The sequence below is a fragment of the Isoptericola sp. NPDC057391 genome (genome assembly GCF_042668085.1).
Taxonomy (GTDB): domain Bacteria; phylum Actinomycetota; class Actinomycetes; order Actinomycetales; family Cellulomonadaceae; genus Isoptericola.
Window position 1 is genome coordinate 1 of sequence record NZ_JBHVBO010000137.1, and the last position, 11,808, is coordinate 11,808.

Below are 11,808 nucleotides of genomic sequence, written 5' to 3' on the forward strand. Positions count from 1 at the left end.
GGACCGGGCCCCTTCGGCCGTCCCGGCCGGGTCTCGTCGGGTCCCGTCAGAAGGCGGCGAGGTGCTCCGCGAGGTACGCGGTGACCTTGGGGAGGGCCACCCGCTCCTGCGCCATGGTGTCGCGGTGGCGGATGGTCACCGCGTCGTCGTCGAGCGTGTCGAAGTCGACGGTGACGCAGAACGGCGTGCCGATCTCGTCCTGGCGGCGGTAGCGGCGGCCGATGGCGCCCGCGTCGTCGAAGTCGACGTTCCAGTTCTGGCGCAGCTCCGCGGCGAGGTCGCGGGCCTTGGGCGACAGGGCCTCGTTGCGACTCAGCGGCAGGACGGCGGCCTTGACCGGCGCCAGGCGCGGGTCCAGGCGCAGCACGGTGCGCTTGTCGACGCCGCCCTTGGTGTTGGGCGCCTCGTCCTCGGCGTACGCCTCGACGAGGAACGCCATGAGCGAGCGGGTCAGGCCCGCGGCCGGCTCGATGACGTACGGCAGCCAGCGCTCGTTCGACGCCTGGTCGAAGAACGACAGGTCCTTGCCGGAGTGCTCCGAGTGCGTCCTGAGGTCGAAGTCGGTGCGGTTCGCGATGCCCTCGAGCTCGCCCCACTCGCCACCGGCGAAACCGAAGCGGTACTCGATGTCCACCGTGCGGGTGGAGTAGTGCGAGAGCTTCTCGGCCGGGTGCTCGTACAGGCGCAGGTTCTCGGGGTCGATGCCGAGGTCCGTGTACCAGGCCATCCGGGTGTCGATCCAGTACTGGTGCCACTCGGCGTCCTCGCCGGGCTTGACGAAGAACTCCATCTCCATCTGCTCGAACTCGCGGGTGCGGAAGATGAAGTTGCCCGGCGTGATCTCGTTGCGGAACGACTTGCCGATCTGCGCGATGCCGAACGGCGGCTTCTTGCGCGACGCGGCGGCAACGTTGGAGAAGTTCACGAAGATGCCCTGCGCCGTCTCCGGGCGCAGGTAGTGCACGCCGGACTCGTCCTCGACGGGGCCGAGGTACGTCTTGAGCATCATGTTGAAGTCGCGCGGCTCGGTCCACTGCCCGCGGGTGCCGCAGTTGGGGCAGGCGATCTCGGCGAGGCCGCCCTCGGGGGCGCGGCCCTTCTTCTCCTCGAACTCCTCGACCATGTGGTCCTCGCGGAACCGCTTGTGGCAGGAGAGGCACTCGGTCAGCGGGTCGTTGAACGCGCCGAGGTGGCCGGACGCGTGCCACACCGGCGTGGGCAGGATGACGGCGGAGTCGAGGCCCACGACGTCGTCGCGGCGCGTCATCGCGCGCCACCACTGCTGCTTGATGTTCTCCTTCAGCTCCACGCCGAGGGGCCCGTAGTCCCACGCGGAGCGCGTACCGCCGTAGATCTCGCCGGACTGGAACACGAAACCTCGCCGCTTGGCGAGGGAGACGACGGCGTCGAGCTTGGCGGTCGGGGACGGTGCTGCCACGGATCACTCCTGGGTGTCGGGCCGCCACGTGGCTCGTGGGGCCGGTGCGGGGAACGCCGCAGCGGCTGGACGTCGGCATGTCGGAGGCCGACGTCGACCGGCTGCGGTGCCCCCAGCCTACCGGGGCCGCTCACCGCCCCGGGGCGGGTCTCAGCCCTCCGCCTCGGCCACCGAGCGCGGCGGGGCGCCCGGCCCGGCGACGACCATGCCGGCCGGCGCCAGCCAGGCCGTGCACTCGGCCACGAACCGGCCCGCGAGCACGGCAGGGTCCCCCGCCCACGCCTCCTGGGCCTCCTCGAGGCCGCACGTCATGACGGCGAAGCCGCGCACCCGCTCGTCCGGGCCGCCCGCCGGGCCCGCCGCGAGCAGCAGGCCGCGGTCGTGCAGGTCCGCGACCGCGGCCAGGTGGGCGTCCTGGACCTGCAGCTCCTCGTCCTCCGGCAGCGGCCCCCAGTCGTCCGGGCGCACCAGCCGGACCAGCACCAGCTCGTCGAATCGCATCGGGGCCTCCCGCCCGGGCCGCCCCCGGGCGGCCGCTGCCGCCAGGGTACGGAGCCCGCCGCCCCCGTCGCGAGGGTGAAAGGCCGCGCGTCGGCGACAGGTGACGACCGGTGACGAATCCAGTGCGGCTCGATCGTCATGGAGGTGTCGCCCGGCCCCCGGGCGGTCACCATGAGGACTGGGACCGAAGGAGAGACCCATGCGTTACGCCCTGCTGCTGCACAACCCCGAGCCCGCCCCCGGCGACGTCCCCGCGGAGGGCATCGCCGAGATGGAACGGCTCTTCCAGGACTACGCCGACGCCCTGGTGGGCGCGGGCGTGCTGGTCGGCGCCGACGTCCTGCAGTTCTCCCACGCGACGACGACCGTCACGCGCCGCACCGGCGCCACCCAGGTGCAGGACGGCCCGTTCGCGGAGACGAAGGAGGCGCTCGCCGGCGTCTTCGTCATCGACGTCCCCGACCTCGACGTCGCCGTCGCGTGGGCCGAGAAGTGCCCCGGCGCCACGTACGGCTCCGTCGAGGTGCGCCCGGTCGCGACGTCGATCGTCGACGGGGCCTGGACCGGGCACGGCCCCGCCGAGTAGCCCGTGACCGACGGACCCGCCTACGACGCGGCGGCCGCGGCCGCACGGGACGGCTACGGCCGCCTCGTCGCGCTGCTGGCCGCCGGGTCGGGCGACCTGCAGGCCGCCGAGGACGCCCTCGGCGACGCGCTCGAGCGCGCCCTGCGCACCTGGCCGGCGGGTGGCGTCCCCGACAACCCCGCGGGCTGGCTGCTCACCGTGGCCCGCCGCCGCCTGCGCGACCGGCACCGGTCGGCGGAGGTGCGGCGCACCACGCCGCTGGTGCCGGAGCGGCACGCGCCCGCGCGCCTGGACGACGTCGACCCGGACGCCGTCGGCGACCGGCGCCTCGAGCTGATGCTGGCGTGCGCGCACCCCGCCGTGGACCCGGTGGCGCGCACGCCGCTCATGCTCACCGCCGTGCTGGGGTTCACGGCCGCGCAGGTCGCCCCCGCGTTCTCGGTCCCCGCCGCGACGATGGCCACCCGGCTGGTCCGCGCGAAGCGACGGATCAAGGACGCCGGGGTGCCGTTCGCCATCCCGGACCGGACGGTGCTGCCCGCACGCATGGCCGACGTGCTCGAGGCCGTCTACGGCGCGTACGTCGTGGAGTGGGCCACCGCCGACGCCGAGCCTCGCCCCCTGCCCTCGGAGGCCCTGCGCCTCGCCGAGGTGCTGGCCCAGCTCGTTCCTGACGACCCCGAGGTGCGCGGCCTGGCGGCCCTCGTGCTGCTGTCGTCCGCCCGCGCCGACGCACGGACCGACGCCGAGGGCCGGTTCGTCCCGCTGACGGAGCAGGACCCGGCCCGGTGGGACGGCGACCGGATCGCCCGCGCCCGCGCGCACCTGCGCGCCGCGCACGCCCGCCGCACCGTGGGCCGGTTCCAGCTCGAGGCCGCCGTCCAGGCCGTGCACTGCGCCCGCCTGCCCGGCGCGCCGCCCGACTGGGCCGCGCTGCGCCGGCTGCACGACGCGCTCCAGCAGGTGGCTCCGTCCCTCGGCGGCGCGGTCGCGCGCGCCGCCGTCGTCGCCGAGACCGACGGCCCGGCGGCCGGGCTCGCCGCCCTCGACCTGCTGGGCGACAGCACCGCCCGCTTCCAGCCCGCCTGGGCCGTCCGGGCCGACCTCCTCGCCCGCCTGGGCCGGGCCGCCGAGGCGGCGGCCGCCTACGACCGAGCGGTCGGGCTGACCTCGGACCGTGTCGTCCGCGCCCACCTCGAGGCCCGCCGAGCCGGCACGCGGGGCGACGGCTGAGCATCCCCCGCTGGAGGGCGACGAGTTGACAACGGTTCTCAATCTCCTGAGAATCATTCTCATGCTTCGCCGACGCGCGGCCCTCGCCGCCCTGCCTGCCCTCGCCCTGCCCGCCGTGCTCGCCGGGTGCTCCACCGACGACGGCGGGTCCGACGGCACGCTCGAGGTGCTCGCGTCGTTCTACCCGCTGCAGTACGTGGCCGAGCAGGTGGGCGGCGACCTCGTCACCGTCTCCAACCTCACGCCGCCGGCGGCGGAGCCGCACGACCTCGAGCTCTCCCCCGCCCAGGTGCGCGAGATCGGCACTGCGGATCTCGTCGTGTACTCCTCCGGCTTCCAGACGGCGGTCGACGAGGCCGTCGAGACGCAGTCGCCCGAGCACGTCGTCGACACCAGCGACGTCGTGACGCTCGAGAACCACCCGGGCACGCCGACGGGCGAGGACGCCGCCGCCGACCAGCTCGAGGAGGAGCTGGACGCGCACGCCGAGGAGGGCGAGCACGAGGGGCACGACCACGCCGAGGACGCCATGGACCCCCACTTCTGGCTCGACCCGACGCGCGTGATCGACGTCGGCCACGCCGTCGCCGCGTCGCTCGGCGAGGCGGACCCCGAGCACGCCGCCACGTACGCGGAGAACGCCCGCGCCCTGGAGAAGTCGCTCGAGGAGCTCGACGGCGAGTACGCGGGGGGCCTGAAGGAGTGCGCGTCGCGCACGCTCGTCACCTCCCACGAGGCGTTCGGCTACCTCGCGGAGCGCTACGACCTGCAGCAGGTGGGCATCGTCGGCCTCGACCCCGAGGCGGAGCCCTCCCCCGCGCGGCTGCGCGAGGTCGGTGCCATCGTCGAGGAGAACGACGTCAGCACGATCTTCACCGAGACGCTGACCAGCCCCAAGGTGGCCGAGACCCTCGCGAGCGACATCGGCGTCACGACCGCCGTCCTCGACCCGCTCGAGGGGCTGTCCGAGGACGCGGCCGCCGCGGGGGCCGACTACGTCTCGGTCATGCAGGACAACCTGGCCGCTCTCACCGAAGGGCTGCAGTGCTCATGAGCACCCTCGTCACCGACTCCTCGAGCGGGGCGGGCACTCCCCCGCCGCCGTCGGACGACGCCGTGCCGGCCATCGAGGCGCGCGACGTGCACGTGCGTCTCGGCGCCAGCCCCGTCCTGCGCGGGGTGGACCTCACGGTCCGGCGCGGCGAGGTCGTCGCGCTGCTCGGCGCCAACGGCTCCGGCAAGTCCACGCTGGTGCGCACGCTGGTCGGCGTGCTGCCGGCCGCCGCGGGCAGCGTGCACCTGTTCGGTCACGCGCTCGGCAACGCCGTCCCCTGGTCCCGCGTCGGCTACGTGCCGCAGCGCGTCAGCGCCGCCGCCGGCGTGCCGTCGACCGCGGCCGAGGTCGTCGCCTCCGGTCTGCTGCACGGCCGGCGCCTCCGGCTGCCGCGGGGCTGGCGCGCCCAGGTGCGCGACGCGCTCGACCTGGTCGGCCTCGCCGACCGCGCCCGCTACGCCACCCACCAGCTCTCCGGCGGCCAGCAGCAGCGCGTGCTCATCGCCCGCGCGCTGGTCCGCCGGCCCGAGCTCCTCGTGCTCGACGAGCCCGTCGCGGGCGTCGACCGGCCCAGCCAGGAGGCGTTCGCCGCCACGATGACGCGCCTCGTGGCCGACGGCATGACCGTGCTCGTGGTGCTGCACGAGCTCGGCGAGCTCGCCCCGCTCGTGCAGCGGTGCGTCGTCCTGCGGCACGGGCGGGTGGTGCACGACGGCGCCCCGCCCCGCCCGCAGCCCGGGCACGGCGGCGAGGCGCACGAGCACGTGCACCCGCACGCTCACCCCCGCACCGTGCAGCACCCCGAGAACGTGCGCCTGGCGGAGGGGCCCTTCGACCGACCGGACGACACCGACGAGGAGGTGGCGCGATGAGCGGCCTGTGGGAGATGGTCACCGACCCGTTCATGCAGCGGGCGCTCGTCGCGGCCCTGCTGGTGGGCGTCAGCGCGCCCGTCGTCGGCACGTACCTGGTGCAGAAGCGCCTCGCGCTGCTGGGCGACGGCATCGGGCACGTCGCGCTCACCGGCGTCGCGCTCGGCTGGCTCGTCGGCGCGGCGATGGGCCTGGTGCCCGACGACGTGCTCGCCGTGCCCGGCGCGGTGGTCGCCGCGGTGGCCGGCTCGGTCCTCATCGAGGTGGTGCGCCGCCGCGGGCGCACGTCGGGCGACCTCGCGCTCGCCATCCTGTTCTACGGCGGCATCGCCGGCGGCGTGCTGCTCATCGGGCTGGCGGGCGGCTCGTCCGGCAGCCTCATGGCGTACCTGTTCGGCTCCATCTCGTCGGTCACGCTGTCCGACGTCTGGGTCACCGTGGCGCTGTGCGGCCTCATCCTGCTCATCGGGCTCGGGCTGCGCGCTGCGCTCTTCTCGGTGAGCCACGACGAGGAGTTCGCCATGTCGTCGGGGCTGCCCGTGTGGGCCCTGAACATGGCGGTGGCCGTGCTCGCCGCGCTCACCGTGACGGTCGCGATGCGGGTGGTCGGCCTGCTCCTCGTCTCGGCGCTCATGATCGTGCCGGTCGCGATCGGCCAGCTCGTCACGAGGTCGTTCCGGCGCACGATGCTCGTGGCGTCGGTCATCGGGGTCGTCGTCTGCGTCACGGGGCTGTCGATCACCTACTGGCACAACGTCTCGCCGGGCGCGCTCATCGTCGTGCTCGCGATCGGCGTCTACGCCGTGGTCGCCGCGCTGCACCCGCTGCTCGCCCGCCGGAGCACCCCCGTCGACCCGCATCCCGACATCCCCGACGACGTCGCCGTCTCCCCGGCCGGCGCCGGCCGGGGCGCACCTCAGGAGGAGTGCACGCCGTGAACGACACCACGTCCCGCACCGCCCGGACCGTCGCTCCGCCGCGGATGACGCGGCAGCGGGCCGCCGTGGCGGACGCCCTCGGCGACACCGACGAGTTCCGCAGCGCCCAGCAGCTGCACGAGCTGCTGCGCGCCCGCGGCGACGCCGTCGGCCTCGCCACCGTCTACCGGACGCTGCAGGCCCTGGCCGACGGCGGCGACGTCGACGTCCTGCGCAGCGAGGACGGCGAGAGCCTGTACCGGCGCTGCGCCCGGCGCGAGCACCACCACCACCTGGTGTGCCGCGCCTGCGGGCGCGCCGTCGAGATCGACGGGCCGACCGTCGAGCAGTGGTCCGCGTCGGTCGGCGCCGCGCACGGCTTCGCCGACATCGAGCACACCGTGGAGCTGTGGGGCACCTGCTCCGCCTGCCGGGCAGCGGACGACCGCTCGAATTAGGGCAGGCATACCTCAGTCGGGCACAATGTTCCCGTGCACCTGACCACTCCCGCGCTCGCCGCGGCCGCCGAGGAACCCACCGGCGTCTTCACGATCGCCGGCGTGCCGTTCTGGGTCGTGTACGCGGCGGCGTTCGGGATCGTGCTCGTGCGCGCGCAGGCCACCTACTGGGCCGGGCGCGGCGTGGCCCGCGGCACGGCCCGCGGGCGGGTCGCCGACGCGCTGGCCCGCCCGGGCGCGGCGGCGGTCGTCGAGCGCGTGAACCGCTGGGGCCCGCCCGCGGTGACGCTGTCGTTCTTCACCGTGGGGGTGCAGACCCTGGTCAACCTCGCCGCCGGCTACCTGCGCATGCCCTTCGGACGCTACCTCGCGGCCCTGCTCGCCGGCTGCGCCGTGTGGGCGGGCATCTGGACGACGATCGGCACCGCCGCCGTCAACGCGGCGATCGCGGTCGGCCTGCGCCACCCCGTCACGCTCGTCGCGATCGGGCTCGGCGCGGTGGCCCTGGTCTCCTGGGTGGCCTACCGCCTGACCCGGCGCAGGCCCGCGGGCCGGCCCGCCGACCGGACGGTCGCGGCCGCGACCGAGGACGCCTCGTGACCGCGACCACCACGGCCGTCGCCCCGGCCGCCCGGCCCGCGTCCGCCCTCGTCGCGCGACGGGCGCGCGGGCGCCTGCTGGTGGTCCTGGCCGCCCTCGTGATCCTGGCGGCCGTCGTGCTGGCGAGCCTCGCGCTGGGCGTCCGCGACATCGACGTCGCGACCGTCTGGCAGGCGCTCACCCACCCGGTCGCGGGCAACGTCGACCACGACGTCGTGCGGGACCAGCGCGTGCCGCGCACGCTGATCGGCCTCGCCGCCGGCGCGGCCCTCGGCATCGCGGGCACCCTCGTGCAGGGCGTCACGCGCAACCCCATCGCCGACCCCGGCCTGCTCGGGCTCAACTCGGGGGCGTCGCTCGCCGTCGTGATCGCCGTGTCCATGCTCGGGGTGGCCTCCCCGCTCGGGTTCGTGTGGTTCGCGTTCGCGGGCACCGCCGCCGCCGCGCTGCTGGTCTTCTCCATCGGCGCCGGTCAGCCGGTCAAGCTCGCCCTGGTCGGCGCCACGGTCACCGCGCTCATCACGCCCCTGATCACCCTGGTGCTGCTGCGCGACCCGGAAGCCTTCAACATGTACCGGTTCTGGGCGGTGGGCTCTCTCACGGGCCGCAGCACGGAGACCCTCGCGGTGCTGTGGCCGTTCGTCGCCGTCGGCGTCGTGCTCGCGGGGGCGCTCGCGCACCGCCTGTCCATGCTCGCGCTCGGCGACGACGTCGCCTCCGCCCTGGGCCAGCGGGTCGGGGTGACGCGGGGGCTCACGGCGGTCGCCGTCATCCTGCTCGCAGGCACGGCGACGGCGCTGGCCGGCCCCATCGCCCTCGTCGGGCTGGCCGTGCCGCACGCCGCCCGCCGTCTGGTCGGCACGGACTACCGCTGGATCGTGCCGCTCACCGCCGTCCTCGGCCCCGTGATGCTGCTCGGGGCCGACGTCATCGGGCGCCTCGTGCTGCCGCACTCCGAGCTCGAGGCCGGCGTCGTCGCCGCCGCGATCGGCGCCCCCGTCCTCGTCGCCGTGGCCCGCGGCCGGACCGTGGCGGGGGTGTGAGATGACCGCCGACCTCGCCGCCCGCCCCGCGGACCCGGGCACCCCCGTCGCCCCCGCGGACCCCGTCGCCGCCCTGCGCCGCCGTCGACGCCGGCGGCTCACGCTCGTGGTCGCGTCGCTCGTCGTCCTGCTCGTGGCGTTCGCGACCCTCGCGCTGACGCTCGGCGAGGCCTCGCTCGCGCCCGGGCGGGCCCTCGCCGCCCTGTTCGGCGTCGGCTCGGACGGCGACCTCTTCGTCGTGCAGCGCCTGCGGCTGCCCCGCATCGAGACGGCCGTCCTCGCGGGCGCGTCGTTCGGCCTCGCGGGCGCCATGTTCCAGACCACCCTGCGCAACCCGCTCGCCAGCCCCGACATCCTCGGCATCGCCAGCGGCGCGAGCCTCGGGGCCGTCACGGCGATGCTCGTGCTGGGCCTCACCGGCCTGGCCGTGTCCGGGGCCGCGTTCGTCGGCGCCCTGCTGGTCGCCCTGGCGATCTGGCTGTTCGCGTGGCGCCAGGGGCTGCACTCCATCCGCTTCGTCCTGGTCGGCGTCGGCTTCGCGTACCTGTGCTCGTCGCTGCTGGCCTGGCTGCTGGCCAGCGTCGAGATCAGGGCCGCCCAGTCCGCGCTCGTGTGGACGGTCGGGAGCGTGGCCGACGTGCGCGGCACGGACCTCGTGACCTTCGCCGCGTCCGCCCTGGTGCTCGGCGCCGGCATCGCCGCGGTCTCGCGGTGGCAGGGCCCGCTCGCCCTCGGCGACGACAACGCACGCGCCCTCGGCGTCCCCGTCGACGCCGCCCGCGTGACGTCGCTGCTGCTGGCCGTCGGCCTGGTGGGGGTCGCGACGTCGTTCGTCGGCCCGCTCGCGTTCGTCGCCCTCGTGGCCCCCGCGATCGCGCGCCGCCTGCTGTCGGACGGCGGTGCCGCGCTCGCCGTCTCGGTGCTCACCGGCGCCGTCCTGGTGCTCGCAGCGGACGTCGTGGGTCAGCACCTGCTGTTCGGCCTCGAGGCGCCCACCGGCATCGTGACCGGCCTCATCGGCGCCCCCTACCTGCTGTGGCTCCTGGCCACCGACCGAAGGAAGAGACTCGCATGACCGACGTGCACCGGCCCACCGCGCCGCCCGCGCGTCCCGACGCGACGCCGGGCCCGAAGGGCGGCACGGCCCGCGAGGCCGCGCCGGACGTCACGCTGCGCGCCCACGGCGTGAGCCTCGGCTACGACGGGCGTCGCGTGATCGACGGGCTCGACCTGGAGCTCCCCGCCGGCCGCGTGACGGCGATCGTCGGCCCCAACGCCTGCGGCAAGTCGACCCTGCTGCGCGGCCTGGCCCGCCTGCACCCGCTCGACGGCGGCCGCGTGACGCTGGGCGGCGAGGACGTGGGCGGGCTGTCCCGCAAGGAGCTGGCGAAGCGCGTCGGCGTGCTGCCGCAGTCGTCGATCGCGCCCGACGGCGTCCGCGTCGCGGAGCTCGTGGGCCGCGGCCGGTACCCGCACCAGGGCTGGTTCGGCCGGCACAGCTCCACGGACGACGGCGCGGTGCTGCGCGCCCTCGAGGCCACCGGGGTCGCCGACCTCGCCGACCGGCCCGTCGCCGAGCTGTCGGGCGGCCAGCGGCAGCGCGTGTGGATCGCGATGGTGCTGGCGCAGGAGACCGACGTCGTGCTGCTCGACGAGCCCACGACCTACCTCGACCTCGCCCACCAGGTCGACCTGCTCGACCTGCTGACCGAGCTGAACCGCACCCGCGGCACCACCGTCGTCATGGTGCTGCACGAGCTCAACCTCGCCGCCCGGTACGCCGAGCACCTGGTGGTGATGAGCGCCGGGCAGGTCGTGGCCGAGGGCCGCCCCGGTGACGTCCTCACGGCCGCCTCGGTGCACGCGGCGTTCGGCCTGCGGGCGCAGGTCGTGCCGGACCCGGTGTCGGGAACGCCACTCGTCGTCCCCCTCGGGCGGACGCACGACCGCGACCCGAGATAGGTTAGGCTCGCCTCACCTACCGTTCCTCTCGCGCCGCCGGCGCGAGCACACCGAGGAGAACCCGTGCGTCTTCGCCGTCCTCTCGCCGCTGCCACCGCCCTCGCGGCGACGGCCGCCCTGACCCTCGCCGGCTGCGCCTCCGACGACGCCCCGGAGAGCGACCCGTCGGCCGCCTCCGGCAACGTCCGGTCCGAGCCGACCGACGAGTTCCCGATCACGATCGAGCACGCGCTCGGCGAGACGGTGATCGAGAAGGCGCCGCAGCGCGTCGCCACGTGGGGCTGGGGCTCCACCGAGGCCGCCATCGCGGCGGGCGTCTACCCCGTCGCGGTCGCCGAGCAGATCTTCACCGTCGGCGAGGACGCCCTGCTCCCCTGGGTCGAGGACGCGTACGAGGAGGAGGGCATCGAGAAGCCCGCCGTCCTGTCCGACCCCGACGGCGGTGCCACGGTGCCCTACGAGGAGTTCGTCGAGGCGAAGCCCGACCTCATCGTCGCCCCCTACTCCGGGCTCACCCAGGAGCAGTACGACGTGCTCAGCGACATCGCCCCCGTCGTCGCCTACCCGGACGCCCCGTGGACCACGACGTGGCAGGACACCATCACGCTCACGGCCGAGGCGCTCGGCCGCTCCGACGCCGGCGAGCAGGTGCTCGGCGACATCGACGACTTCGTCGCCGAGAAGGCCGCCGAGCACCCCGAGTTCGCGGGCAAGACGTTCGCGGCGATCGTCGACGACCCGACCAAGGGCATCGTGTCGGTCTACACCCCGCTGGACGCCCGGACCACCTTCCTCGAGGGCCTCGGGGTGAAGAACGCCCCGTCGGTGAGCGAGCTCGACAGCTCGAACGGCAGCTTCTACTACGACCTGTCGTACGAGGAGCTCGACAAGCTCGACTCGGACTTCGTGGTCGCCTACGCCTACAGCGACGAGGCCGCGCAGGCCTTCGACGACAACCAGGACCTCCAGGCGATCCCGGCCGTCAAGGCGGGCCAGGTCGTCAAGGTCGTCGGCCCGCCGGAGGTGTCGGCCGTGTCGCCGCCCACCGCGCTGTCGGTGTACTGGGAGGACGGCTTCCCCGCCCTCGTCGACGCCATGGCCGACACCCTCGGCGGCTGACCCCCGCCCGTCGCACGTCGAAACC

Annotated in this window: 13 protein-coding genes; 11 read left to right on the forward strand and 2 right to left on the reverse strand. The window is 75.1% G+C overall.

Annotated elements, in window-relative coordinates; translation table 11 throughout:
- Nucleotides 1–46: 46 nt before the first annotated feature.
- Together ACFUVW_RS15545 and ACFUVW_RS15550 are read right to left on the reverse strand one after the other, a co-directional pair.
- Nucleotides 47–1,438, reverse strand: coding sequence for a glycine--tRNA ligase (locus ACFUVW_RS15545; RefSeq protein WP_430572230.1), 1,392 nt, complete (start codon nt 1,436–1,438; stop codon nt 47–49).
- A 150-nt stretch (nt 1,439–1,588) separates the two neighbouring features.
- Nucleotides 1,589–1,939, reverse strand: coding sequence for a YciI family protein (locus ACFUVW_RS15550; protein ID WP_430572231.1), 351 nt, complete (start codon nt 1,937–1,939; stop codon nt 1,589–1,591).
- Between the two features lie 199 nt (nt 1,940–2,138).
- On the opposite strand from ACFUVW_RS15550, the gene ACFUVW_RS15555 reads away from it, so the two are divergent.
- The 11 genes from ACFUVW_RS15555 (at nt 2,139) to ACFUVW_RS15605 (ending at nt 11,783) form a co-directional block, all read left to right on the forward strand.
- Nucleotides 2,139–2,525 carry a YciI family protein gene (locus ACFUVW_RS15555; RefSeq protein ID WP_430572232.1) on the forward strand — a complete coding sequence of 129 codons (387 nt, stop codon included), beginning with the start codon at nt 2,139–2,141 and terminating at the stop codon, nt 2,523–2,525.
- A 3-nt stretch (nt 2,526–2,528) separates the two neighbouring features.
- The gene (locus ACFUVW_RS15560; protein WP_430572233.1) at nt 2,529–3,758 is read left to right on the forward strand and encodes an RNA polymerase sigma factor; all 1,230 of its coding nucleotides are present in this window, start codon (nt 2,529–2,531) and stop codon (nt 3,756–3,758) included.
- Nucleotides 3,759–3,819: 61 nt separating this feature from the next.
- Entirely contained in the window at nt 3,820–4,812 is a 993-nt protein-coding gene (locus tag ACFUVW_RS15565) for a metal ABC transporter solute-binding protein, Zn/Mn family (protein ID WP_430572234.1), read from the forward strand.
- Nucleotides 4,809–5,684: a metal ABC transporter ATP-binding protein gene (locus ACFUVW_RS15570; protein ID WP_430572235.1), complete on the forward strand. Its 876-nt coding sequence runs from the start codon at nt 4,809–4,811 to the stop codon at nt 5,682–5,684. The genes ACFUVW_RS15565 and ACFUVW_RS15570 overlap by 4 nt, the downstream gene beginning before the upstream one ends.
- A complete protein-coding gene (locus ACFUVW_RS15575) occupies nt 5,681–6,622 on the forward strand; it encodes a metal ABC transporter permease (RefSeq protein ID WP_430572236.1) in 942 nt (313 codons plus the stop codon). Before ACFUVW_RS15570 ends, ACFUVW_RS15575 begins: the two co-directional genes overlap by 4 nt.
- 44 nt (nt 6,623–6,666) lie before the next feature.
- Nucleotides 6,667–7,059 carry a Fur family transcriptional regulator gene (locus tag ACFUVW_RS15580; protein WP_430572242.1) on the forward strand — a complete coding sequence of 131 codons (393 nt, stop codon included), beginning with the start codon at nt 6,667–6,669 and terminating at the stop codon, nt 7,057–7,059.
- Nucleotides 7,060–7,092: 33 nt separating this feature from the next.
- Nucleotides 7,093–7,659 (forward strand): DedA family protein, encoded by a 567-nt coding sequence (locus tag ACFUVW_RS15585; protein ID WP_430572237.1) that lies wholly within the window; start codon nt 7,093–7,095, stop codon nt 7,657–7,659.
- Complete coding sequence (locus ACFUVW_RS15590) at nt 7,656–8,702, forward strand: FecCD family ABC transporter permease (RefSeq protein WP_430572238.1); 1,047 nt, start codon at nt 7,656–7,658, stop codon at nt 8,700–8,702. The genes ACFUVW_RS15585 and ACFUVW_RS15590 overlap by 4 nt, the downstream gene beginning before the upstream one ends.
- Nucleotide 8,703: 1 nt before the next feature.
- The gene (locus ACFUVW_RS15595; RefSeq protein ID WP_430572239.1) at nt 8,704–9,777 is read left to right on the forward strand and encodes a FecCD family ABC transporter permease; all 1,074 of its coding nucleotides are present in this window, start codon (nt 8,704–8,706) and stop codon (nt 9,775–9,777) included.
- A complete protein-coding gene (locus tag ACFUVW_RS15600; RefSeq protein WP_430572240.1) occupies nt 9,774–10,664 on the forward strand; it encodes an ABC transporter ATP-binding protein in 891 nt (296 codons plus the stop codon). Before ACFUVW_RS15595 ends, ACFUVW_RS15600 begins: the two co-directional genes overlap by 4 nt.
- Nucleotides 10,665–10,727: 63 nt before the next feature.
- Nucleotides 10,728–11,783 (forward strand): iron-siderophore ABC transporter substrate-binding protein, encoded by a 1,056-nt coding sequence (locus ACFUVW_RS15605; protein ID WP_430572241.1) that lies wholly within the window; start codon nt 10,728–10,730, stop codon nt 11,781–11,783.
- Nucleotides 11,784–11,808: the final 25 nt, after the last annotated feature.